The following is a 21,903-nucleotide window of genomic DNA, read 5'->3' on the forward strand; positions in this document are numbered from 1 at the left end:
CATCCATCCCAACCGCCGCCCGTCCGTGGCGGTACGTCGGCCTTCTCGATCAGTGGAAGAAGTGCCGGGTGCCGGTGAAGTAGAGCGTGATGCCCGCCTCCTTGGCCGCCTCGATGACCAGGTCGTCGCGGATCGAGCCGCCCGGCTCGACGATCGCCTTCACCCCCGCCTCGGCCAGCACCTGCAGGCCGTCGGGGAACGGGAAGTACGCGTCGGAGGCGCCGACCGATCCGGCCGCGCGCTCGCCGGCCCGGGAGACCGCCAGCCGGGCCGAGTCGACCCGGTTGACCTGGCCCATGCCGACGCCGACGGTCGCGCCGCCGGAGGCGAGCAGGATCGCGTTGGACTTCACCGAACGGCAGGCCCGCCACGCGAAGGCCAGGTCGGCCAGCACCTCGGGCGAGGCCGCCTCGCCGGTCTTGAGCTCCCAGGTGGACGGGTCGTCGCCGGGCGCGTCCACCCGGTCGACCGTCTGCACGAGCAGGCCGCCGTCGATGCGGCGGAACTCCGCGGCGTTCGACGGCCCCTGCGGGCAGGCGAGCAGGCGGATGTTCTTCTTCTCCCGGAGCACCTCCAGCGCGTCCGCCGCGAACGACGGCGCGACCACCACCTCCGTGAAGATCGGCGCGATCTGCTCGGCCAGCGCACGGGTCACCTCGCGGTTCACCGCGATCACCCCGCCGTACGCGGAGACCGGGTCGCACTCGTGCGCCTTGCGGTGCGCCTCGGCCACGTCGGCGCCCACGGCGATGCCGCAGGGGTTGGCGTGCTTGATGATGGCCACGCACGGCTCGGCGAAGTCCCAGGCGGCCCGCCATGCGGCGTCGGCGTCCACGTAGTTGTTGTAGGACATCTCCTTGCCGTGGAGCTGCTCGGCGTTGGCCAGGCCGTCCTTGCCGCCGGTGTAGAGGGCGGCTCCCTGGTGCGGGTTCTCGCCGTACCGCAGGGCGGCCTTGCGCTTCCACGCCGCGCCCATGAAGGACGGCCAGTCGCCCTCCGGCGCGTACACGTCGGCGAACCAGGACGCGACCGCGACGTCGTAGGCGGCGGTGTGCGCGTACGCCGTGGCGGCCAGCCTCCTGCGCTCGGTCAGCGTGAAGCCGCCCTCGGCGACCGCGGCCAGGACTTCGCCGTACGCCGCGGGGTCGACGACCACGGCCACCGTGCCGTGGTTCTTGGCGGCGGCGCGGATCATCGCGGGGCCGCCGATGTCGATCTGCTCGACGCACTCGGCGTCGGAGGCGCCGGAGGCGACCGTGGCGGCGAAGGGGTACAGGTTCACCACCGCGAGCTGGAACGGCTCGATCTCCAGCTCCTCCAGCTGCTTGACGTGGGAGGGGTTGGCGCCGTCGGCGAGCAGCCCCGCGTGGACCCGCGGGTGGAGGGTCTTGACCCGTCCGTCCAGGCACTCGGGGAATCCGGTGAGCGACTCCACCTTGGTGACCGGCACGCCGTAGGAGGCGATCGCGGCGGCGGTGCCGCCGGTCGACACGATCTCCACGCCCGCGGCCTCGAGCCCCCGCGCCAGGTCTTCGAGACCTGTCTTGTCGTAAACGGTGATCAGCGCACGGCGGATGGCGATGCGGGTCACTTCGTGATCCTTCCTGGTGTCGGGCCTTCTGCGGCCTGTCCTGCGACTCGTCCCGTCCCCAGGCGCACGGTCCGCCCGGTCAGGGTCCAGCCCTCGCGGGCCATGCGGCCCACCGTCTCGACGAGGAGGCGCCGCTCGACGGTCTTGATGCGCTCGTGCAGCGACTCCTCGTCGTCGGTCTCCCGTACGGGCACCGCCTCCTGGGCGATCACCGGGCCGGTGTCCACGCCCGCGTCGACGAGGTGGACCGTGCAGCCGGTGACGCGGACGCCGTAGGCGAGGGCGTCGCGGACCGCGTGCGCCCCGGGGAAGGCGGGCAGCAGCGCCGGATGGGTGTTGACGACGGGGAACGCGCTCAGCACGCGAGGGCCGAGGATCTTCATGAACCCGGCGGAGACCACCAGATCGGGCTTGTGCTCGGCGATGCGCCCGGCCAGCCTCTCGTCCCACTCCTCCCGGGCGGGGTGGTCGCCCACCCTCTCGACGAACGTGGGGACGCCGGCGCGCTCGGCCCGGGCCAGGCCCTCGATGCCGGTGCGGTCGGCCCCGACGGCGACGACGGTCGCGCCGAACGCGTCGTCTGCCGCCGCGTCCAGCAGCGCTTGTAGGTTGGTCCCCGAACCCGAGACGAGGACGACGAGCCGGAAGGACAGAGCGGAACTCCTTCGTGAGCTGCCTTCGTTTTGCAGGTGATTGCCGGGAGATGGTTCCTTAGAGAGTGGTCGAGCGTGGAGGGCCGTCCCTCGACGCAGCTAAAGCGTATCGGGCGCCGGCCATCACGACTGACGACGGGCTATGCGGAACGCGAAGCGAGGAGACCGTGACAACACCCCTACAGACGCCGACCCCTGCGACCGGAGGGCGCAGGGCTCTCGTGCTCGCCATCATGGCGCTGGTCTTCACGCTGATGCTGCCGGCGGCCGGGCTGGCGCTCTCGCTTTTCGCGATCGTCATCGCGATCCACGACCTGCGCCTGCTCAACCGCGAACAGCGCGGGATCGGAATGGCGACCGGGGCCGTCGTGCTCTCGTCGCTCGCGTTCGTCCTGGGAATCGTGACCACGGGATTCCAGCTCTACTTCTCGGATGAGCTCAACGCGTACAACGAGTGCCGCAAGGGCGCGGGCACGGTGGCGTCCCAGCAGGAGTGCTCCGACCAGCTCATGCGGGCGTTCGAGCGGAAGATGGGCGTGGCCTGGCCCACCGGCGTCCCGGCCCCCGCCTGACGAACCACGTCCTGCCGGCTCGAGCTCCTACGGCGCTCCCAGGTGTACACCTAGGGAGCGTCGCCGAGCTGGAGCGCCTGGAGCGCGAGCCAGGCGATGACGCGGTCCTCGGTGACGGAGACGGACAGGGCGGTCAGCTCCTCCACCCGCGCCATGCGCTGGCGCAGCGTGTGCCGGTGGATGCCGAGCTGCGAGGACGCCGCCTCCCAGCTGCTGTTCTCGCTCAGGAAGACCCGCAGCGAGCGGAGCAGGACCAGGGTGGAATCGTTCTCCAGCAGCGGCAGGAGCGGCGAGGTGAGCGCCGCGCGTGCGGCCGGGTCGAGGTGCTGAAGGATCAGTCGCTGGGTCGGCAGCCCGGCGAACTCGACCACGGGACGGGCGTCCGCCACGGCCACCGCGAGCGCCTGCTCGGCCTGCCGCCGGCTGAGCAGGCTGGAAACCGGCGGCTGCGGGGTGCCGATGCCGCACCGCGCCGGAACGCCTTCCCGCTCGACCGCGTCAGACACCCGCGCGGTCCACCGGCCCAGCTCGTCCTCCGGCAGCAGCACAGTGACCAGCGACGACTCCGAGCTGACCAGTGGGGGCAGATCCAGCTCCGCGCACCACTCCAGCACGTTGTCCTCCAGCGGGACGGCGCGCGACCGCGAGCGCAGCAGCGCGACGGCGACGTTCCCGGCGAGCAGGTTCCACCGGGCCGACACCCGGGCGACGAGCGCCGGGTCGCCCGACATCAGCGCGTCCACCGCGTCGGCCCGGGCCAGGCCCCAGGTGTCGCCACCGCTCAAGGGATTGAGGGCGAGGTCGAGCAGGAGCGCGGCGTGCTGCGCCAGCTCCCGCGTCAGCGTGATCCGATCCGGGCGGGGCGCGACCACGAGGTGGGCTCGGGGCCGGACCGGGTCGCCCACGCCGTACACGGTCAGGGCGGGATGCCGGATGCGGGAGCGCTGGCCGAGCGCCGCGGCCCGGGCATCGTCGATGTGCACCCGTGCGGCGCCCACGGCCGCGTGGATCTTTCCGTGCCGGTCCATCAGTACGGCCCAGCTCTCGATGCGCGCGGCGAGCGTGGCCACAACCCCCTGCGCCCCGGCGCTCCGCGCCACCATCGTCATGCTGGACACACCCTCGGCGATCAGCCGCGCCTCCGCGGCTCCGGTACGCAGCAGGTCGGCGTTGACGTGGTAGGTGATGTCCTGGAACGCCACGGCGCTGGGGATCTCCAGCACGGCCAGGCCGTGCTCCCCGGCGCCTTCGACCAGCGCCGGCGGGACGGACGGGTGGCGCACCCCGATTCCGAAGCCGAGCGCGGCGACGCCCGCCTCGCCCAGCCTCGCGGCGTACGCCGCCAGATCGTCGGGCGTGTCCAGTTCCAGGCCGAGGGTGAGGAGCATCTCGCCGCCGCGCAGCCAGGGGGTCGGATCCGCCAGCTCGGATATGTGCGTCCAGCGGATGGGGCGGTCCAGGCCCGTCGTCCCGGTCGGCACGCGCAGCCGGAACCGCTGCGCGACGTCGCCCGCCGTCTCCAGCATCCGGCGTCTCCCCTCTCCGGATCGCGCGACATCCCGTCGCCGAACTGACGCAGTGTCACCGTGACACGACCGCGCCAGGGGCGCGAAGTATCGGATCGGCGCACCGAGCGCAGGTGAATGGACATTTGGCCAGCTGACGCGGCGATGCCCGCGTCCCTAGCCTGAACCTGTTTCAGTAACACCGGGTGACGGCAGGGCTGTTCCCGGCTGAGGAAGGGAGCAGTATGCGCGCCGCGGTATTCGAATCCGCCGACCGGCCCGTCCGGGTCGAGCAGGTGGAGCTCGCCCCTCCGGGGCCGGGCGAGGTCCGCGTAAGGATCGCCGCCGCCGGGGTCTGCGGCTCGGACCTCCACGTACGCCGCGGCGAATGGGATGTCCCGCTCCCCCTGGTGATGGGACACGAGGGCTCCGGCGTGGTGACCGAGCTCGGCCCGGGGGTGACCAGCCTCGCGGAGGGCGACCACGTGGTCCTGTCCTGGGTCGCCCCGTGCGGGCGGTGCCGGTACTGCCGGTCCGGGCACGAGGCGCGCTGCCAGCTCGCGGCGACCGTGGTCGCACCCGGAGGGGTCCTCCAGGACGGCACCAGCAGGCTGAGCCGGAACGGGGAGGCCGTCTACCACTACCTCGGGGTCTCCTCCTTCGCCGAGGAGGCCGTGGTCCCGGCATCCGGAGCCGTCAAGATCCGCGAGGACGCCCCGCTGGACACCGTGGCCCTGGTCGGTTGCGCGGTGGCCACCGGTGTCGGCGCGGTGACCAACACGGCCGCCGTCCTGCCCGGCACCACGGTCGCGGTCATCGGCTGCGGCGGGGTCGGGCTCTCCGTCGTCCAGGGCGCCAAGCTCGCCGGAGCCGAACGGATCGTCGCGATCGACACCCGCGCCGAGAAGACGGCGCTCGCGATGACGCTCGGGGCCACCGACCAGCTCTCCGGCGCCGACGCGACCGCTCCCGAGGCGCTGCGCGACCTCCTGCCGGACGGCGTCGACTACGCCTTCGACGCGGTCGGCCACCAGGCCACGCTGGAGTCGGCCGTTCAGATGCTCGGCCTGGGCGGTGCGGCGGTGGCCGTGGGCCTGCCGCCCAAGGGCACGCTCGCGCGCTTCGACCCGCTCGTCCTGGCGGAGGCCGACCAGCGAATCCTCGGGTCCAACTACGGAAGCGTCCGCCCGGCGATCGACATCCCGGCGCTGGTCGACCGCTACATGGACGGCCACCTGCAGCTCGACCAGCTCGTCAGCAGGCGCACGACGCTCGACGAGGCCGGCCACGCCCTGGACGCCCTGGCCAGCGGCGAGGCGCTGCGCACCCTGCTCGTCCCCTGACACCCTCCCCGAGACGCGTCTCCCCGTCATCCCTGCCCGGATCCGCCGCCGCGGATCCGGGCCCCCGCCACCCGTCCCCGGACCGCCAAGGCCCCGTTCGTACAAGGAAAACCCACGCATGACACAGACCACCGCCCCCCACCGGCAACACGGGCACGGGCTGCGGAGCGGGGCGATGTCGGGCGGCGAGGTCGTCGCCCAGGCCATCGCCAACATCGCCCCGAGTGCCGTCATCGCCTTCTCCGTGGCCGGAATCTTCGCCAGTGCCGGCAATGCGTCCTGGCTGTCGTTCACCCTCGCCACCGTGGTCATCCTCGCCGTCGGCTACTGCATCTCCCAGTTCGCCAAGCGCCGGGCCTCGGCCGGCTCGCTGTACAACTACGCCGCCCAGGGGCTCGGCCCGCTCGGCGCATACGTCACCGGCATCACACTGATCATCGGCTGTTTCGGCATCGCGTCCGGCTCCCTCGCGGGCGCCGTCTACCACTTCAACGCCTTCCTGGCCGGGATCGGGCTGACGATCCACAACACGCTGTGGAACGTCGTGCTCGCCGTGGTGATCGGCGGCCTCGCCACGCTGTTCACCGTGTGGGGCATCCGGATGTCGGCGCGCATCTCGCTCATCCTGGAGGTCATCTCCATCACGATCATCACGGCGATGCTGGTCATCGTGCTGTTCGCCGGGGACGGGCCGGTCTTCGACAGCAGCCAGCTCACCCTCGACGGCGCCACGCCGCACGGCATCGCGGTGGGCATGGTGCTGGCGATCCTCGGGTTCGTCGGCTTCTCCAGCTCCGACGCCCTCGGCCGCGAGGCGCGCAACCCGTTCAAGGCGATCCCCCGGGCCGTCATGTGGAGCGCCGCGGGCGTCGGCCTCCTTTACATCTTCGCCTCCTACACGCAGGTCGCGGGCTACCGTGCCCTGGGCGACCTGGGCACCAGCGGCAACCCGCTGGACGAGCTCGCGGTGGCCGTCGGCATGCCCGGCTGGTTCCGCCCGGTGCTCAGCCTCGGCGTCACGGCGTCGTTCTTCGCCGTCGTGGTCGCCCCGATCAACGTGATCGGCCGCATCGTCTTCGTCATGGGCAAGGAGGGCGTGCTGCCCGCCTCCCTCGGTCAGACCCACCGGACCCAGCAGACGCCGCATCGGGCGATCCTCACGGTCGCGCCGATCGCCGTCGCGCTGACCGCGCTGCTCTTCGCGCTCGGCATGGACGGCATGGAGATCGTCGTCAACGTCGACACCTACGGCACGTACGGCTACATGGTGGCCTACGCCGTCGTCGCGCTCGCCGCGCCGATCTTCCTGCGTCGGGAGCGTGCGCGGATCCCGCTCATCTGGCCGTGCGTGATCGTCTCGGTGGTGGGCATGGCGTACGTCTTCTACGTCAATGTCGTGCCGTGGCCGGGCTGGCCGCTGAACTTCGTGGTCCTCGCCTTCCTCGTCACCGTCGCCGCGGCCCTCGTCTGGTACGGCTACCTCCGCGCGGCCCGGCCGTCGGTCGCCCAGACCATCGGCACGACCGAAACCGACTTCGCCGAGATGGCCTGACGACCACGCCGTGCCCGCTTGCCTTTGACGCGCGGGTCAGGGGTTAGCGTCGCGGGGCCGTGCGGCCGTGCCGCACGAGCGGTCCCCTCTCCGACACCGTGGGAGTTCCCATGCCCCGAACCCTGCCCCGCGCCGCGCGGGAGATCCGGCTCGCCGAGATTCCGTCCGGTCTCCCCGGCCCCGAGCACCTGGCCGTCGCCGAGGTCCCGCTGCCCGTGCCGGGGGCCGGTGAGGTCCTGGTGCGCAACCGCTGGTTCCAGGTCTTCCCCTCGCTGCGCACGCTGATCGCCGGAGGCGTGCCGGGCACGCCCTTCCCTCCGCTCCGTCCCGGGGACACGCTGTTCGGCCCGGCGGTCGGCGAGGTCGTCACGGCCCCGGACGGCGGCGGTCTGCGGCCGGGCGACCTGGTCGCGCACTTCCAGGGCTGGCGTGAGTACGCCGCGGTCCCCGCGTCCGCGCCGCTGGGCGACGCCCTGCCCGACCCGGCCGCGCATCTGGCGCCGGGCGCCACCGCGTACGCCGCCCTGACCCGGGTCGCCCGCCTGCGTGCGGGTGAGACGGTGCTCGTCACCGGGGGCGCCGGAGGCGTCGGGTCGCTCGCCGGCCAGATCGCGCGGTTGCTGGGCGCGGCACGCGTGATCGGCACCACCGGCTCACCGGCGAAGGCCGAGCGCATGACCGCCGAGCTCGGCTACGACGCGGTGGTGCTCCGCGGCGGGAGCCCGATCGGCGGGCGGCTGGCCGAGGCGGCGCCCGACGGCGTCGACGTGGTCGTCGACACCGTCGGCGGCGAGCAGCTCCAGGCCGCGGTGGCCGCGGCGCGGCCCGGTGCCCGCCTCGTCGTGGTCGGCACCCTGGCCACGCAGCTGTCGGCCGCGTCCGGCGGCACGACGGCCCCGGTGGAGCTGGACGCCTTCCAGCTCATCGCCAGGAACATCACCCTCCGCGGCCTCACCGGCGTCGACGGCGAGACCCACGCGGAGTGGACGGAGCGCTTCGGCGCCTGGCTGCGCTCGGGCGCAGCCACCTTCCCGCACACGCGGATCGCGGGCATCGAACGCGCGCCGCGCGCGTTGCGTGAGTTGTTCGAGGGGCGGCACGTGGGAACGGTCGTCACAGAGCTGTAGTTCGTAAAGCTGGAGCCCAGCCAGGAGGTCTCATGCGGATCGGCGACGCCGCGGCGGCGGCCGGGACCACGCCACGCGCGTTGCGCCTGTACGAGCAGCGCGGATTGCTCCTGCCGCCACCGCGCACGCCGTCAGGCCAACGGGAGTACGGCCCGCGGGAGATCGCCCGCATCCGCCTGGTGCGCCAGTTGCTCACCCTCGGCCTGACCATCGAGGACGTCGCCCGCTGCGCCGACCGCCTGGACCTGCTTGAGGGCGACACGCTCCCGCCGTACGGCAGCCCCGGCTGCTCCGGCGGCAGGGGCGGCAGCGCCGGAAGCGGCGGAAGCGGCATCGTGCAACGCCGGATCGCCGCCCTGGACGCCGAGATCGCCCGCCTGACCGACCTGCGGGACCGCCTCGCCTCGGCCGTCGCCGACCCGCCCGGGCTCGATCGGGGAACGGCTCCCGTCCGAGGAGATCAGTCGCGGTCCCAGGCGTAGGGATCGACGTAGATGACGTGACCCCCGCGGTCGTCGGTCTCGTCCACGATGTCCTTGCGCGGCGTGGGCGGGGGGCTCGGTGCACGCTTCGCGGCCGGTTTGCGCGGGGTGTCGGGAAGCGACTTGCCAGGAGGCGGGTTGCCGGGTTTCCGGGAGGTGGCCCCGGCCTGCCCCGCGCCCATGTCGTCGAAGGTCTCCGCCGCCGCCGCGGCGTGCTCGTCGGTCCAGTCGTCCCTGATGACCGGGATCGGCTGGGTGTCCGCCTCGGTGGCGTCCAGCCAGTGGCCGGGCAGGTGGGCGCCGCGGGCGGACCGCACCCGCCCTGCCGCCTTCGCGATCACGGCGCCGGCCTTCCGCATCGGCTCGGGCGGGGTGGCCGGCCGCCGGGAGATCAGCCACCAGTTGGCGATGCCGGCCGAGATGCCGGCGGCCACGCCGACCTCGAGCGTGACCGACAGCGCCACCTCCCAGGGAGACGGCCCCACCGCGGCCAGGCCCGCCCCGCCGAGAGGGCCGCCCGACAGCGCGGCGAGCGTCCCCGCGACGAGGCCTGAGGTGATCCCGCAGACGAACCCCCACAGCGGCGCGGCCTCGATCGACGGGGTCGGCGCGACGCGGGCCGTCACCACGCCGGCGACGGCCCCGGCCGCGAACGGCACCGCGATCACGCCCATGACCCAGGTGGGCGCGGCGCCGGACGACGGCAGGGCGCCCAGCAGCGGCAGCATGGGCACGGCGCTCAGCTTGACCCCGGTGGGCGCGACCAGCGTCCCGGCGCCCACCGCGAACCCGGGCCCCGAGATGTACGCCATGCCCCAGATCACGGCGTTGAAGAAGTAGAGGACCTCAAGGAGCAGGAGCAGCAGGCCGCCGACCACTCCGGGGCTGAGGACCTCCGACATCTGCTCGATCCTGGCGAAGTTGACCACCACGGCCCCGAGGACCAGCACCGCCCCGGCCACGAGCATCAGCGAGGTCGCGACGGCCGTTCCGGCCACGAGCGACCGCGGCCGCTCGGGCAGCAGGCGCAGCATCGACCGCCACGGCCCGATCGTGCGGGCGGTGGCCGCCGACCCCGTGACGAAGGCCAGCAGCAGATGGCTGACCAGCGCCTCCCCCAGGAACGGCTCCATGACCTCGTTGCCGGAGACGAGGGCGATCACGCCGGCGAGCAGCGCGTACGGCGCGGCCAGCGAGATGCCGGCCTGGGCGATGAGCACGAGCTGGGCGCGGCGCCGGGCGTTCTCGACGTCGCGCGGCGTGCCCTTGGGCAGCCGGGCCGGCATCCGCACCCGCAGGTCGGCGTCCCGCGCCATCCACAGGCCGGCCCGGTAGAGCAGCACCCCCGGCAGGATCATCAGGCCGATGGGCAGCAGGCCCACCCGGCCGCCGGGGATCGCGAATCCGGCATGGTGGGCGGCGAGCCAGAGCTGGCAGGCCGTACGGAAGACGCCGGGCAGGCCCTCGCCGAACGGCCCGCGGGGCGCGGCCATCCAGCCGATGAGCGTGAGCGTGGTGAGCACGGCGAGGCCGACGCCGAGCGTCCCGACCGCGGCCAGCATGCCGGAGACGGGGAGCGGACGGCGGGTCTCCTCGTCGTCGCCGGCGCCCATGCGGCCGAGCACGGCGCGGGGAGCGGTCCTGAACTGATCGAGAAGGCCCGTCACGCTACCGCATCATCCCAGCCCCGCCGCTTCTCTCCACGTCGCCACGCCGAGGAGTACGCAATCCGGACGCATCGGCACGCGTACCGGCCGGGCCGGAAAACGACCGCGACCTTGCGCTCGCACCACCGCGGCGGTAGGAGCGCAAGGTCGCGGACGACAGTCGGATGCGTGCGCGATCAGCGACTGGACATGATCTCGCGCATCAGGCGGGCGGTCTCGCTGGGAGTGCGGCCGACGCGGACGCCGACCTTCTCCAGGGCCTCCTTCTTGGCCTGGGCGGTGCCGGCGGAGCCGGACACGATCGCGCCGGCGTGACCCATGGTCTTGCCCTCGGGCGCGGTGAACCCGGCGACGTAGGCGACGACCGGCTTGGTCACGTGCTCGTCGATGTAGGCCGCGGCGCGCTCCTCGGCGTCGCCGCCGATCTCGCCGATCATCACGATCGCGTCGGTCTCCGGGTCCTCCTGGAACGCCTGGAGGGCGTCGATGTGCGTCGTGCCGATGACCGGGTCGCCGCCGATGCCGACACAGGTGGAGAAGCCGATGTCACGCAGCTCGTACATGAGCTGGTAGGTCAGCGTGCCGGACTTCGACACCAGGCCGACGCGGCCCTTCGTGGTGATGTCGGCCGGGATGATGCCTGCGTTGGAGGCGCCCGGCGAGGCGATGCCGGGGCAGTTCGGGCCGATGATGCGGGTCTTGTTGCCCTTGGAGACGGCGTACGCCCAGAACTCGGTCGTGTCGTGGACCGGCACGCCCTCGGTGATGACCACGCACAGCGGGATCTCGGCGTCGATGGCCTCGCGGACGGCGGCCTTGGTGCCGGCCGGGGGCACGAAGACGACGGACACGTCGGCGCCCGTCTGCTCCATGGCCTCCTTGACCGTGCCGAAGACCGGCAGGCCCTCGTGCGTGATGCCGGCCTTGCGGGCGTTCACGCCGCCCACGACCTTGACGCCCGCGGCGAGCATGCGGCGGGTGTGCTTGGTGCCCTCACCACCGGTCATACCCTGAACGATGATCTTGCTGTTCTCGGTGAGCCAGATAGCCATTACGCACCTACCGCGGCGAGCTCTGCGGCGCGCTTGGCCGCTTCGTCCATGGTGTCGACCAGCTCGACCCGCGGCAGCGCGGCGTCGGCCAGGATCTGCCGCCCCAGAGCGGCGTTGTTGCCGTCCAGGCGGACGACCAGCGGGTGGGTCACTTCCTCGCCCCGGCTCTCCAGGAGCTTGAAGGCGGAGACGATGCCGTTGGCGACCGCGTCGCAGGCGGTGATACCGCCGAAGACGTTCACGAAGACCGACTTCACCGACGGGTCGGACAGGATGATCTCCAGGCCGTTCGCCATGACCTCGGCCGAGGCACCGCCGCCGATGTCGAGGAAGTTGGCCGGCTTGGGCTGGCCGGCGAACTCCTCGCCCGCGTACGCCACGACGTCGAGCGTGGACATGACCAGGCCCGCGCCGTTGCCGATGATGCCGACGTTGCCGTCCAGCTTGACGTAGTTGAGGTGCTTCTCCTTGGCCCGGGCCTCCAGCGGGTCCTCCGCGGCCTTGTCGACGTACGCCGAGTGCTCCGCCTGGCGGAAGTTCGCGTTCTCGTCGAGGGTGACCTTGCCGTCGAGCGCCTTCACCTGGCCGTCGGCCGACAGGATCATCGGGTTGACCTCGACGAGCGAGGCGTCCTCGTCGACGAAGACGGCCCAGAGCTTCTCGATCAGCTCGGCGGCGCCGTCCAGCGCCTGCTGCGGCAGGCCGCCGGCCACCGCGATGTCGCGGGCCTTGGCGCGGTCGACGCCCGTCAGCGGGCTGACCGGCACCTTCGCCACCTTCTCCGGCGCGGTGTGCGCGACCTCCTCGATGTCCATGCCGCCCGCAGCGGAGCAGATGGCGAGGAACGTGCGGTTGGCACGGTCGAGAAGGAAGGAGAAGTAGTACTCCTCCGCGATCTGGCTGGCCTCCTCGATCAGGACCTTGTGGACCGTGTGGCCCTTGATGTCCATGCCGAGGATCTGCGTCGCCTTCGCCTGCGCGTCGGCGGCGTCGTCGGCCACCTTCACGCCGCCGGCCTTGCCGCGCCCGCCGGTCTTGACCTGGGCCTTGACGACAACGCGTCCGGTGAGCTGCTCGGCAGCCGCCCGCGCCTCCTCCGCGGTGTGCGCGACGATTCCGCGCGGCACCGGGATGCCGTACTCCGCGAAGAGCTCCTTCGCCTGATGTTCGAACAGGTCCACGAGGGTCCGTCCCTTTTGATGTCTGAGGCCGGGCGCCGTCGTCCCGCCCGGCGTTTCCGCGCATGAAGCCTAGTCCCCGTGCGAGCGTGGCCGCGTCGTCGGGTCCCACTGGAGCCTTGCCAACAATCCTTGAGTACGGCAAGGTTGGGCAAAATACCTAAACGGTGGCTGGAACCGCCGAACGGACCCATTCCACGATCTCCTGCGTCGTGGACCCCGGCGTGAAAATCCTCGCGACCCCCATCTTCGCCAGTTCGGGGATGTCACCTTCGGGGATGATGCCGCCGCCGAACACGACGATGTCCTCGGCGGCCTCCTCGCGCAGGACCTCGAAGAGCCGGGCGAACAGCGTCATGTGGGCGCCGGACAGGATGGACAGCCCGATCGCCGCCGCGTCCTCCTGGATCGCCGTACGGACGATCTGCTCCGGCGTCTGGTGCAGCCCGGTGTAGATGACCTCCATGCCCGCGTCGCGCAGCGCCCGCGCCACCACCTTGACCCCGCGGTCGTGCCCGTCGAGCCCCGGCTTCGCAACGACGACCCGAATCCTGCCTGCCATGAAGACCTCCCTACGGTGCCCGCTGCCCGAAGCGTAACCGCCGCCCGTGGATCCCCCGCGGTACGGCCCCGTGTCAGCCGCCCGCCGGCCGTTCCCGCAGCAGCGCGCGCAGGCCGTCCAGGAGCCCTCCTCCATGACGTCCTTTTCGCAGCCAAACTTTTGGCGGCGAAATAATAATCAGCCCGCATACCGCGCCACTAGCTGAAAACTCACAGGAAATCTTGATTTTCGTGACTTTGCTGTGATCACGAGCCGCAATGATTCCCAAGCTGCCCTCCTGATCTTGAGGGCACTTACGGGAGGAATCACTGTGAAGCGAGCACTCATGGCGCTGGCGTGCGCCGCGACGGCCGCGCTCGTGGCGCCCGCCGTCGCCGCCCCCGCGCAGGCTCACACCACCACGGGCAGCAAGGCCCGGCCCCTCGACCCCGCGGCCGCCCTCAGGAAGAAATTCGTCCCCGGCCACGGCGTCCGCTTCGTGTCGTCCGGGAAGACGGACTTCGGCGGCATGACGACGGTCAAGTCCGGCGCGAAGGGCACCCTCGCGTTCGGCCGCTCCGGCGTCGCGGCGTCCGACATCGCATTCAAGATCGACTACGCCGCCCTTCTCGGCAACGACGAGGACCTCAAGGGTCTGGACAAGCCCATCCGGACCATCACCATCGGGCGTACGGCCTACCTCTCCGGCGGCTTCTACTCCAACCTCCTCCCCGAGGGGAAGAAGTGGCTGCGCATGCGCGGGGAGGACCCGGACAGCGCGCTGCAGATGATCGGCGAGTTCGTGAACCCCCTGGACTGGCGCAACCTGAAGGCCGTGCTCGCGACCACCAAGGCCAAGGGCCCGGGTGGCGTCGTCAACGGCGCGAAGACCACGGTCTACCGGGGCGCGATCACGTTGAAGCAGCTCTCCGCGGTGGTGCCGAGCCTGAGGAAGGGCCTCACCGCCGCCGACGGCAAGAACGTGGTCAACTGGAAGATCTGGATCGGCGCCGACCAGCTCGTACGGAAGGTCTCGACGTCGATGACGATGACCACGAAGTACAAGAAGACGACCATGGAGATCGAGTCGACGAACTCGACCTCGTTCGTCGGCTGGGGTTCGAAGGTCACGGTCAAGGCCCCGCCGAAGAGCACGGTCGCCGACCTATCCGACCTCGACGGTGGCGTGCCGGATATGCCGGACATGATCAACCTGGGCGACTGAGTCGCACACTCCCACCTACGCCGAGACGAAGCTCATGAAGGTCCGCGCGGGCAGCACGCAGCCGCGGACCCCCGGCCCCGGCGGTCCGCATGACCTGCGAGGCCGGGGCCCGGGCGGCGGCGATCAGAGCTTGCCGGTCAGAGCTTGTCGATGGGGGCGTAGGCGAGGAGCAGGGTCTTCTCGCCCTCGCTCCCGAAGTCGATCTTCACTCGCGTCTTCTCGGCCTGGCCGTCCACCGCCACCACGGTGCCGAGCCCGAACGTGTCGTGGGTGACCCGGTCGCCCGGCGACAGGTTCGGGATCTGCCGGCCACCGGCCTTCTGCGCGGGAGCCGTACGGGCGGCCGGGCGGGAGGTCGCGGCGGACCAGGCGGTCTTGCCCGGGTCGCCGCGCCACTCGACCAGGTCGCCCGGCACCTCGGACAGGAAGCGCGAGGCGGGGTTGAACGACGGCGCGCCCCACGCCGAGCGGACCGCCGACCTGGACAGGTAGAGCCGTTCCTTGGCCCGGGTGATGCCGACGTACGCCAGCCTGCGCTCCTCCTCCAGCTCCTTCGGGTCGCTCAGTGAGCGCATGTGCGGGAAGACGCCGTCCTCCATGCCCGTGAGGAACACCACGGGGAACTCCAGGCCCTTGGCGGTGTGCAGGGTCATCAGCGTGACCACCCCGCCGCGCTCGTCGCCGTCGGGGATCTGGTCGGCGTCGGCGACCAGCGAGACCTGCTCGAGGAAGTCGACGAGCGTGCCCTCCGGGTTCGCCTCCTCGAACTCGGCGGCCACCGAGATCAGCTCGTTGAGGTTCTCCAGCCGGCTCTCGTCCTGCGGGTCGCCCGAGGTCTCCAGCTCCGTCCGGTAGCCGGTGGCGCTCAGCACCTCCTCCGCGAGGTCGGACAGCGGAAGCTCCTTGGCGCGCAGCTCGTCCAGCAGCGTGACGAAGTCGCGGATCGCGTTGAGCGAGCGGGTGGCCACTCCCGGCGCCTCGTCGGCCCGGCGCAGCGCCTCCCAGAAGGCGATGCGCTCCCGGTTGGCGAACGCTTCGATCATCGCCTCGGCGCGGTCGCCGATGCCGCGCTTGGGCACGTTGAGGATGCGCCGCAGCGACACCGTGTCGTTCGGGTTGGCCAGGACCCGCAGGTAGGCGAGCAGGTCCTTGACCTCCTTGCGCTCGTAGAACCGCACCCCGCCCACGACCTTGTACGGCAGGCCGGTGCGGATGAAGATCTCCTCGAACACCCGGGAGGCGGCGTTCGTGCGGTAGAAGACCGCCACGTCGCCGGGGGTGACGCCGTGGTCGTCGCTGAGCCGGTCGACCTCCTGCGCGACGAACATGGCCTCGTCGTGCTCGTTGTCGGCCGCATAGCCGGTGATCTTCGCGCCCGCACCCTGGTCGGACCACAGGTTCTTCGGCTTGCGGCCCTCGTTGCGGGAGATGACCGAGTTGGCGGCGTTCAGGATCGTCTGCGTGGAGCGGTAGTTCTGCTCAAGCAGGATCGTCCGCGCGTCCGGATAGTCGCGCTCGAACTCCAGGATGTTGCGGATCGTCGCGCCGCGGAAGGCGTAGATCGACTGGTCGGCGTCGCCGACGACCACCAGCTCGGAGGGCTCGACGCCCTCGCGCACCACGTCGCCGTCGGCGGTGCGCACCTCGGGCCGCCCGACCAGCTCGCGGATCAGCATGTACTGCGCGTGGTTGGTGTCCTGGTACTCGTCGACCATCACGTGCCGGAACCGCCGCCGGTAGTGCTCGGCCACGTCCGGGAAGAGCTGGAACAACGTGACCGTCAGCATGATCAGGTCGTCGAAGTCCATCGCGCCGGCCTCGGTGAGCCGCCGCTGGTAGGTGCGGTACGCCTCGGCGAGCGTCCGCTCCAGATGGGTCGAGGCCCGGTCGGCCGCCGTCTCGTAGTCGATCAGCTCGTTCTTGAAGTTGCTGACCTGCGCCGAGAAGGAGCGCGGCGGGTAGCGCTTGGGGTCGAGGTCGAGCTCGCGGCACACCATCGCCATGAGCCGCTGCGAGTCGGCCTGGTCGTAGATCGAGAAGCTGGAGGTGAAACCCAGCCGCTTCGCCTCACGCCGCAGGATCCGCACGCAGGCGCTGTGGAACGTCATGACCCACATGGCCCTGGACCGCGGTCCGATGAGCTTGTCGACCCGCTCCTTCATCTCGCGGGCGGCCTTGTTGGTGAAGGTGATCGCGAGGATCTCCCCCGGCTGGACGTCGCGCTCCGCCAGCAGGTACGCGATGCGGTGCGTCAGCACCCTGGTCTTCCCGGAGCCGGCCCCGGCGACGATCAGCAGCGGACTGCCCTGGTGGGTGACGGCGTCCCGCTGCTGCGGGTTGAGGCCGTCGAGCAACGGATGAGTGGCGGCTCGGGTGGACACCTCCTTAGGTTATGACCGCGCACCGACATCCGGAGCCCACTCGCCCGGCAAGTCACGTTTAAGGTGATGTGCCGGACCATGAGGAGGCTGCTCGTGCTGGACGAGGCGGATATCAAGAAGGTGCTGCTGGTCGTCGCGCATCCCGACGACATCGACTTCGGCTGCGCGGGAACGGTCGCCAGACTGACCGACGCGGGCGCCGAGGTGGTGTACTGCCTGGTCACGGATGGCGACGCGGGCGGGTTCGACCGGGCGGTGGACAACGGCGGCATGGCCGCGCTGCGCCGGGCGGAGCAGACGGCCGCGGCCAAGTGCGTGGGCGTCGGCGACCTGCGCTTCCTGGGCTACCGGGACGGCGTGGTCGAGCAGACGCTCGGCCTGCGGCGGGACATCACGCGGGTGATCCGCCAGGTGCGGCCCGACCTCGTCATCACCTCGACCCCCGAGCGCAACTACGAGCGGCTCGGCCCCAGTCACCCCGACCACCGCGCGGTCGGCGGCGCCACCCTCGACGCCGTCTACCCCGACGCGCGCAACCCGTACACCTTCCCCGAACTGCTGGCCGACGAGGGCCTGGAGGCCTGGACCGTCCGCGAGGTGTGGCTCACGGGCGGGATGACCGTCAACCACTACGTCGACGTCACCTCGACCGTGGATCGCAAGATCGCCGCGCTGCGCGCGCACGAGAGCCAGACCTCGCACGTCCCCGACCTGGACGGCATGATCAAGGGCTGGCTCTCCGGTCACGCCGCCGCCGCGGGCCTCCCCGAGGGCTCGTACGCGGAGGCGTTCCAGCGGGTCGTCACCGCCTGAGCAGGGCGCGTAGTGCTCCACCCGGGGGTGGAGATCGCCTGATCTCCACCCCCGGTTTTCCACCCTCGTTCTCCACCCGCGCGCCGATCCGGTGCGCGCCCGATCTCCCTACCGTCGTGCGCATGGAAACCGCACAGATCGTCGCCGCCGCCCTCGCCGTCCTCGCCCTCCTGATCTACCGGCAGATGAGGCCGAGGCCCGTCGCCAGGCCGGTGGGTCTGATCATCGCCGCCGTGATGATCCTGGGCGGCCTCGGCGGCGGCGCGCTCGTCGACCCTCGTCACACGGCGCTGAGCCTCGCCGTGCTGGTCGCGGAACTCCTCGTGGCCGCCGGCCTCGGTGTGCTGCGGGCCATGACGACGCGCGTGTGGCGCGACCAGCACGGCGTGGCGTGGTCACAGGGCACCGTCACGACCCTGATCGCCTGGGTGGGCTCCATCGCCGTCCGGGTCGCGATGATCGCTCTGACCTCCCTGCTCGGCCTCGCCTCGTCGCAGACCTCCGTGCTCCTGTTCGTCGGGGTGACCCTCGGTGTCCAGTTCCTGGTCGTCGCCCGGCGGGCCAACGCCCTGCCCACCGCCCCCGTATCGGGTGTCCAGGCGGCCCGCTAACGTCGGGGCGTGCCCAGTCGTGACGGACATGTCCAGGCCAGTCCGGAATCCCGCCGCAGGAACGCGATCGCCGGCGCGTGCCTGCGGCTGGCGATGATCGCCATGCTGGTCGGCGGGCAGGCGACCAGCCCGCCGGGGTTCGGCCTGACGGGCGACCGGCTCGCCGTCACCGCGCTGACCGCCGCGATCGCCGTCACGCTGACCCTCATGGTCGTCATCCGGCTGCGGCCGATCCTGCCGGGACGCTGGAACGACGGGCCCGCGGAGGCCGTCCTCATCGGGCTCGCCCTCGTGGCGACCATCGCCCTCGTCATGGTCTCGGACAGCGGCCCGGCCGTCGCCGTGCTCATGTTCTGCGTCGGAGCCGCGGCCGTACGGCATCCGCTCAGCCGGTCGCTGCCGCTCCTGCTGCTGGCCCTCGCGGGCCTGGGGTCGAGCGTCACGGGCCTGCTGCCGCCGGTCGCCCCCGACGCGTACGAACGCGACCTCAGCCTGTGCGTCTCGATCTGCGTGGTCTTCACGGTCGCCTACGCCATCAGGCAGCGCCGGGCCGCGACGACGGCGCAGGCAGGCGAGGCGGTGCTGGCCGAGCGCGCCCGGATCGCCAGGGAGATCCACGACATCCTGGCGCACTCCCTGTCCGCGCAGATCGTGCACCTCGAAGGCGCCCGGCTGCTGCTGCGCGCCGACCGGTCGCAGGAGGCCATGGACCGGGTGGAACGCGCCCGCGAGCTGGCCAAGAAGGGCCTCGAAGAGGCGCGCAGGGCCGTGGCCGCGCTCCGCGACGACGCCCAGCCGCTCCCGGCCGCGCTGGACGCGCTCGCGGAGGAGTTCCGCGACGCGACCGGCAAGGAGTGCGCCGTCGTCGTCTCCGGGTTCGAACGCCGCCTGCCGCCCGAGACCGAGCTGGCGATGATCCGTACCGCCCAGGAGGCCGTCACCAACGTGCGGCGGCACGCCCCCGGCTCCCCCGCCACCGTACGGCTGCGCTTCGGCGACCGGGAGTGCGAACTGGAGGTCGTCAACCCCCCGAGCGACGTGCCCGGTCCGGCTGGAGGAGGATATGGGACACCTGGAGGAGGATACGGACTCATGGGCATGCGGGAACGCGCCGAACTCCTGGGCGGCACGCTGGAGGCGGGCGAGGCTGAGAGCGGCTTCCGGGTGTGGCTGCGGGTGCCGGCGTGACCGCCCGCGTGCTGGTGGTGGACGACCAGGCCGTCGTACGCGACGGGCTCGTCCTGCTGCTCGGCCTGCTGCCGGACATCGAGGTGGTCGGATCGGCGGCCGACGGCGAGGCCGCGCTCCGCGTGGTCGCCGGCGAACGACCCGACGTCGTGCTCATGGACCTGCGCATGCCCCGGATGGACGGGGTCGAGGCCACCCGCAGGATCCGCGCCGAGTTCCCGGACACCCAGGTCGTCGTGCTCACGACGTACACCGACGACGAGTCGGTCTTCGCCGCGCTGCGCGCCGGGGCGCGCGGCTTCCTCACCAAGAGCGCCGACGCCGAGGAGATCGCCCGCGCCGTCGCGACGGTCATGAACGGCGACGCGCAGCTCGATCCCGGCGTGCAGCGCCGCCTGCTGAACACCGTCGCCGCCCTGCCCGGCACCCCGCCGCCCCCGCCGCCCCCTGCGCCCGCGGACGGCGTTTCCGAGGCGCCGCCGGACGGGCTGACGCCCCGCGAGGCCGAGGTGCTGCGGCTGATCGCGCGCGGCCTGTCCAACGCGGAGATCGCCGCCCACCTGTTCATCGGCGAGGCGACCGTGAAGACGCACATCAACAACCTGTTCGCCAAGGTCCGGGTGCGCGATCGCGCCCAGGCGGTCGCGTACGCCTACCGGACCGGCCTGGCCGACCCCCGCGAAGGCTGATCGAGGCGGCGGGCCACCCGGGCGGCGGCGTAGCCGAGGGAGTTCGTCGCCAGGTGGAGCAGCGACGGGGCGAGCAGCCCGGCGCGGCGGCGAAGCTCATGGAAGAAGACCCCCGCCAGGGCGGTGGACACGACCGTCCCCGCGACCAGCCGCCCCGGGGACACCGCGGCCTCCTCCGCGCCCTCATCCGGGGCCTCCCCGGCGGCCAGGCGGCCGAGTTCGGGGTTGGCCCCGGCCATGTCCAGGGCGGGCAGCACGTGCCACAGCCCGAACAGCGCGGCCGAGGCGGCGACCGCCGCACGAGGCGGGAGCGAGCGGCCGAGCAGGGCGGGCAGCACGCCGCGGAAGCCCACCTCCTCCAGCAGCACGGTCCCGAACGGCACCTGCACCAGGGCCTCCTCCAGCACCCGGCGGCGTGACAGCGCGAGGGCGCGCTCGTCGTGGAAGAGCGTGCGGGTGCGGGGGTGGGCCACCCCGGCGGCGTATCCGGCCGCCACGACGCCCGCAAGCGCGCCGCCCACGGCCGCGCCCTGCCGCGCCCGGTCGAAGCCCAGCTCCTGCCAGGTCAGCCCCTCCCGGCGGGCGATCAGCAGCAGCGTGCCGGTCGCGACCGCCGAGGTCAGCGGCGCCCAGCGCCCGGCGACCCGGTTGTTGAGCACGTTCGCCGCCGCGAGCACCCCGAGACATGCCGCCGTCGCAGGCTTCATCCGTGCTCCACCAGATCTTCCCTCACCCATGACCGGATCCCTCCGACAGGAGGCCGCGCAGCGCGTCGACGTACGGCTGGGCGGGGCCGCGGTGGCGACGGGAGGTCGCGATGCCGATGAAGCGGGACGGGCTGGGCGGCTCCAGGGGGATCGCGACCACGTCGGGGGCCGGCGTGAGCGCGATCTCCGGGATGAGCGCGACGCCCACGCCCGCGGTGACCAGGGACTGCGCGAAGAAATAGTCGGTGGCGCTGCAGGAGATCCGCAGCTCGAAGCCCGCCAGCTCGGCGTAGCGGCGGAGGAGGTCCACGGTCTTCAGGCATCCGAGGATCCAGCGTTCGCCTGCGAGCTCGGCCAGATGGAGGCGGTCGCGCCCGGCCAGAGGATGCGTACGGGGGAGGACGACCCGCAGCGGGTCGGCGATCAGCGGGGTCCAGTCCATGCCGGAGCGGTCACCGGGGCGGACGGGCGGGGGCCCGTCGAAGTGGTAGGCGAGGGCCAGGTCGGCACGGCCCTCCCGGACCAGGGGCAGGCTGTCCTCCGGTTCGCGTTCGAGGATCGTCAGCTCGGCCTCGGGGTGTTCGGCGACGAAGCGGGTGAGCGCCGGCGGCAGGAGGCGGCGGCCCCCGCTGGCGAACGCCGCGACCGTGAACCGGGCCCGCTCGGTCGACAGCCGGTCGATGCGCTCCTGGGCGTCGGTCAGTTCGGCGGCGATGGCCTCTGCGGCCTCGACGAGCATGCGCCCCGGCTCGGTGAGGACCACCCCTCGCGTGCTGCGTTCCACCACGGGGACGCCGAGGCCGCGTTCCAGTGCGGCGATCTGCTGGGAGACGGCCGACGGGGTGAACCGCAGGGCGGCGGCCGCGCGGTTGAAGCTGCCGTGGCGGGCGACCTCACGCAGAACGCCGAGCCGGTGCACGTCGATCAACAGTTTTCCTTATGACTGGCCAAGAAGATCGCCACTACCGCTGACGACTATACGCGGCCACCCTGATCGTCATGAGCGAGATGTGCGTCATCGGCGGA

The 21,903-nt window shown here is 72.0% G+C and carries 21 protein-coding genes; 10 read left to right on the plus strand and 11 right to left on the minus strand.

Going from position 1 to position 21,903, the window contains the following annotated elements:
- Positions 1-49: 49 nt before the first annotated feature.
- Entirely contained in the window at positions 50-1,591 is a 1,542-nt protein-coding gene (gene purH, locus ACQEVJ_RS38475) for a bifunctional phosphoribosylaminoimidazolecarboxamide formyltransferase/IMP cyclohydrolase (protein WP_433109620.1), read from the minus strand.
- Positions 1,588-2,244 (minus strand): phosphoribosylglycinamide formyltransferase, encoded by a 657-nt coding sequence (gene purN / locus ACQEVJ_RS38480; protein WP_433113198.1) that lies wholly within the window; start codon positions 2,242-2,244, stop codon positions 1,588-1,590. The genes purH and purN overlap by 4 nt, the downstream gene beginning before the upstream one ends.
- Before the next feature lie 167 nt (positions 2,245-2,411).
- Between purN and ACQEVJ_RS38485 the strand changes: the two genes are divergently transcribed.
- The gene (locus tag ACQEVJ_RS38485; protein ID WP_433109621.1) at positions 2,412-2,816 is read left to right on the plus strand and encodes a hypothetical protein; all 405 of its coding nucleotides are present in this window, start codon (positions 2,412-2,414) and stop codon (positions 2,814-2,816) included.
- Positions 2,817-2,866: 50 nt separating this feature from the next.
- Here ACQEVJ_RS38485 and ACQEVJ_RS38490 read toward each other — a convergent pair whose 3' ends face one another.
- Positions 2,867-4,342, minus strand: coding sequence for a PucR family transcriptional regulator (locus tag ACQEVJ_RS38490; protein ID WP_433109622.1), 1,476 nt, complete (start codon positions 4,340-4,342; stop codon positions 2,867-2,869).
- Between the two features lie 224 nt (positions 4,343-4,566).
- On the opposite strand from ACQEVJ_RS38490, the gene ACQEVJ_RS38495 reads away from it, so the two are divergent.
- The 4 genes from ACQEVJ_RS38495 (at position 4,567) to ACQEVJ_RS38510 (ending at position 8,825) form a co-directional block, all read left to right on the plus strand.
- Positions 4,567-5,664, plus strand: a complete 1,098-nt coding sequence (locus ACQEVJ_RS38495) for an alcohol dehydrogenase catalytic domain-containing protein (RefSeq protein WP_433109623.1) — start codon at positions 4,567-4,569, stop codon at positions 5,662-5,664.
- 118 nt (positions 5,665-5,782) lie between these two features.
- Entirely contained in the window at positions 5,783-7,216 is a 1,434-nt protein-coding gene (locus ACQEVJ_RS38500; RefSeq protein ID WP_433109624.1) for an APC family permease, read from the plus strand.
- 110 nt (positions 7,217-7,326) lie between these two features.
- Positions 7,327-8,343, plus strand: coding sequence for an MDR family NADP-dependent oxidoreductase (locus tag ACQEVJ_RS38505; RefSeq protein WP_433109625.1), 1,017 nt, complete (start codon positions 7,327-7,329; stop codon positions 8,341-8,343).
- 32 nt (positions 8,344-8,375) lie between these two features.
- Positions 8,376-8,825, plus strand: a complete 450-nt coding sequence (locus ACQEVJ_RS38510; protein WP_433109626.1) for a MerR family transcriptional regulator — start codon at positions 8,376-8,378, stop codon at positions 8,823-8,825.
- Here ACQEVJ_RS38510 and ACQEVJ_RS38515 read toward each other — a convergent pair.
- The 5 genes from ACQEVJ_RS38515 to ACQEVJ_RS38535 all read right to left on the minus strand — a co-directional run bounded on the left by ACQEVJ_RS38515 (position 8,804) and on the right by ACQEVJ_RS38535 (position 13,552).
- Complete coding sequence (locus ACQEVJ_RS38515; protein ID WP_433109627.1) at positions 8,804-10,492, minus strand: cell division protein PerM; 1,689 nt, start codon at positions 10,490-10,492, stop codon at positions 8,804-8,806. The genes ACQEVJ_RS38510 and ACQEVJ_RS38515 overlap by 22 nt on opposite strands.
- Positions 10,493-10,668: 176 nt before the next feature.
- The gene (gene sucD / locus ACQEVJ_RS38520) at positions 10,669-11,544 is read right to left on the minus strand and encodes a succinate--CoA ligase subunit alpha (RefSeq protein WP_433109628.1); all 876 of its coding nucleotides are present in this window, start codon (positions 11,542-11,544) and stop codon (positions 10,669-10,671) included.
- Entirely contained in the window at positions 11,544-12,725 is a 1,182-nt protein-coding gene (gene sucC, locus ACQEVJ_RS38525) for an ADP-forming succinate--CoA ligase subunit beta (protein ID WP_433109629.1), read from the minus strand. Before sucC ends, sucD begins: the two co-directional genes overlap by 1 nt.
- Positions 12,726-12,882: 157 nt before the next feature.
- On the minus strand, positions 12,883-13,284 hold the full coding sequence (locus ACQEVJ_RS38530; protein ID WP_433109630.1) for a cobalamin B12-binding domain-containing protein: 402 nt from the start codon (positions 13,282-13,284) through the stop codon (positions 12,883-12,885).
- Between the two features lie 73 nt (positions 13,285-13,357).
- Complete coding sequence (locus tag ACQEVJ_RS38535) at positions 13,358-13,552, minus strand: hypothetical protein (protein WP_433109631.1); 195 nt, start codon at positions 13,550-13,552, stop codon at positions 13,358-13,360.
- Between the two features lie 42 nt (positions 13,553-13,594).
- On the opposite strand from ACQEVJ_RS38535, the gene ACQEVJ_RS38540 reads away from it, so the two are divergent.
- Positions 13,595-14,488, plus strand: a complete 894-nt coding sequence (locus ACQEVJ_RS38540) for a hypothetical protein (protein ID WP_433109632.1) — start codon at positions 13,595-13,597, stop codon at positions 14,486-14,488.
- A gap of 137 nt (positions 14,489-14,625) precedes the next feature.
- On the opposite strand, the gene pcrA is transcribed toward ACQEVJ_RS38540, so the two are convergent.
- Positions 14,626-16,842, minus strand: a complete 2,217-nt coding sequence (gene pcrA, locus ACQEVJ_RS38545; protein ID WP_433113201.1) for a DNA helicase PcrA — start codon at positions 16,840-16,842, stop codon at positions 14,626-14,628.
- Positions 16,843-16,947: 105 nt separating this feature from the next.
- Here pcrA and ACQEVJ_RS38550 point away from each other — a divergent pair, with 105 nt between their 5' ends.
- From ACQEVJ_RS38550 to ACQEVJ_RS38565, 4 genes are all read left to right on the plus strand, one after another.
- Positions 16,948-17,682: a PIG-L deacetylase family protein gene (locus ACQEVJ_RS38550; RefSeq protein ID WP_433109633.1), complete on the plus strand. Its 735-nt coding sequence runs from the start codon at positions 16,948-16,950 to the stop codon at positions 17,680-17,682.
- 122 nt (positions 17,683-17,804) lie between these two features.
- The gene (locus tag ACQEVJ_RS38555) at positions 17,805-18,293 is read left to right on the plus strand and encodes a hypothetical protein (RefSeq protein WP_433109634.1); all 489 of its coding nucleotides are present in this window, start codon (positions 17,805-17,807) and stop codon (positions 18,291-18,293) included.
- Between the two features lie 9 nt (positions 18,294-18,302).
- Positions 18,303-19,481: a sensor histidine kinase gene (locus tag ACQEVJ_RS38560; RefSeq protein WP_433109635.1), complete on the plus strand. Its 1,179-nt coding sequence runs from the start codon at positions 18,303-18,305 to the stop codon at positions 19,479-19,481.
- Entirely contained in the window at positions 19,478-20,170 is a 693-nt protein-coding gene (locus ACQEVJ_RS38565) for a response regulator (RefSeq protein ID WP_433109636.1), read from the plus strand. Before ACQEVJ_RS38560 ends, ACQEVJ_RS38565 begins: the two co-directional genes overlap by 4 nt.
- Here the strand turns inward: ACQEVJ_RS38565 and ACQEVJ_RS38570 are convergent.
- A complete protein-coding gene (locus ACQEVJ_RS38570) occupies positions 20,134-20,877 on the minus strand; it encodes a CPBP family intramembrane glutamic endopeptidase (protein ID WP_433109637.1) in 744 nt (247 codons plus the stop codon). The genes ACQEVJ_RS38565 and ACQEVJ_RS38570 overlap by 37 nt on opposite strands.
- A gap of 22 nt (positions 20,878-20,899) precedes the next feature.
- Positions 20,900-21,796, minus strand: a complete 897-nt coding sequence (locus tag ACQEVJ_RS38575; protein WP_433113203.1) for a LysR substrate-binding domain-containing protein — start codon at positions 21,794-21,796, stop codon at positions 20,900-20,902.
- Positions 21,797-21,903: the final 107 nt, after the last annotated feature.

It is taken from the genome of Microbispora sp. CA-102843, assembly GCF_050936215.1.
Lineage (GTDB): Bacteria > Actinomycetota > Actinomycetes > Streptosporangiales > Streptosporangiaceae > Microbispora.

Bases quoted from the DNA above. Each gene is read 5' to 3' on its own strand.
- ACQEVJ_RS38490 (WP_433109622.1), bottom strand. From the start codon at position 4,342: ATGCTGGAGACGGCGGGCGACGTCGCGCAGCGGTTCCGGCTGCGCGTG.
- ACQEVJ_RS38495 (WP_433109623.1), top strand. From the start codon at position 4,567: ATGCGCGCCGCGGTATTCGAATCCGCCGACCGGCCCGTCCGGGTCGAG.
- ACQEVJ_RS38500 (WP_433109624.1), top strand. From the start codon at position 5,783: ATGACACAGACCACCGCCCCCCACCGGCAACACGGGCACGGGCTGCGG.
- ACQEVJ_RS38505 (WP_433109625.1), top strand. From the start codon at position 7,327: ATGCCCCGAACCCTGCCCCGCGCCGCGCGGGAGATCCGGCTCGCCGAG.
- ACQEVJ_RS38510 (WP_433109626.1), top strand. From the start codon at position 8,376: ATGCGGATCGGCGACGCCGCGGCGGCGGCCGGGACCACGCCACGCGCG.
- sucD (WP_433109628.1), bottom strand. From the start codon at position 11,544: ATGGCTATCTGGCTCACCGAGAACAGCAAGATCATCGTTCAGGGTATG.
- ACQEVJ_RS38530 (WP_433109630.1), bottom strand. From the start codon at position 13,284: ATGGCAGGCAGGATTCGGGTCGTCGTTGCGAAGCCGGGGCTCGACGGG.
- ACQEVJ_RS38550 (WP_433109633.1), top strand. From the start codon at position 16,948: ATGAGGAGGCTGCTCGTGCTGGACGAGGCGGATATCAAGAAGGTGCTG.
- ACQEVJ_RS38555 (WP_433109634.1), top strand. From the start codon at position 17,805: ATGGAAACCGCACAGATCGTCGCCGCCGCCCTCGCCGTCCTCGCCCTC.
- ACQEVJ_RS38570 (WP_433109637.1), bottom strand. From the start codon at position 20,877: ATGAAGCCTGCGACGGCGGCATGTCTCGGGGTGCTCGCGGCGGCGAAC.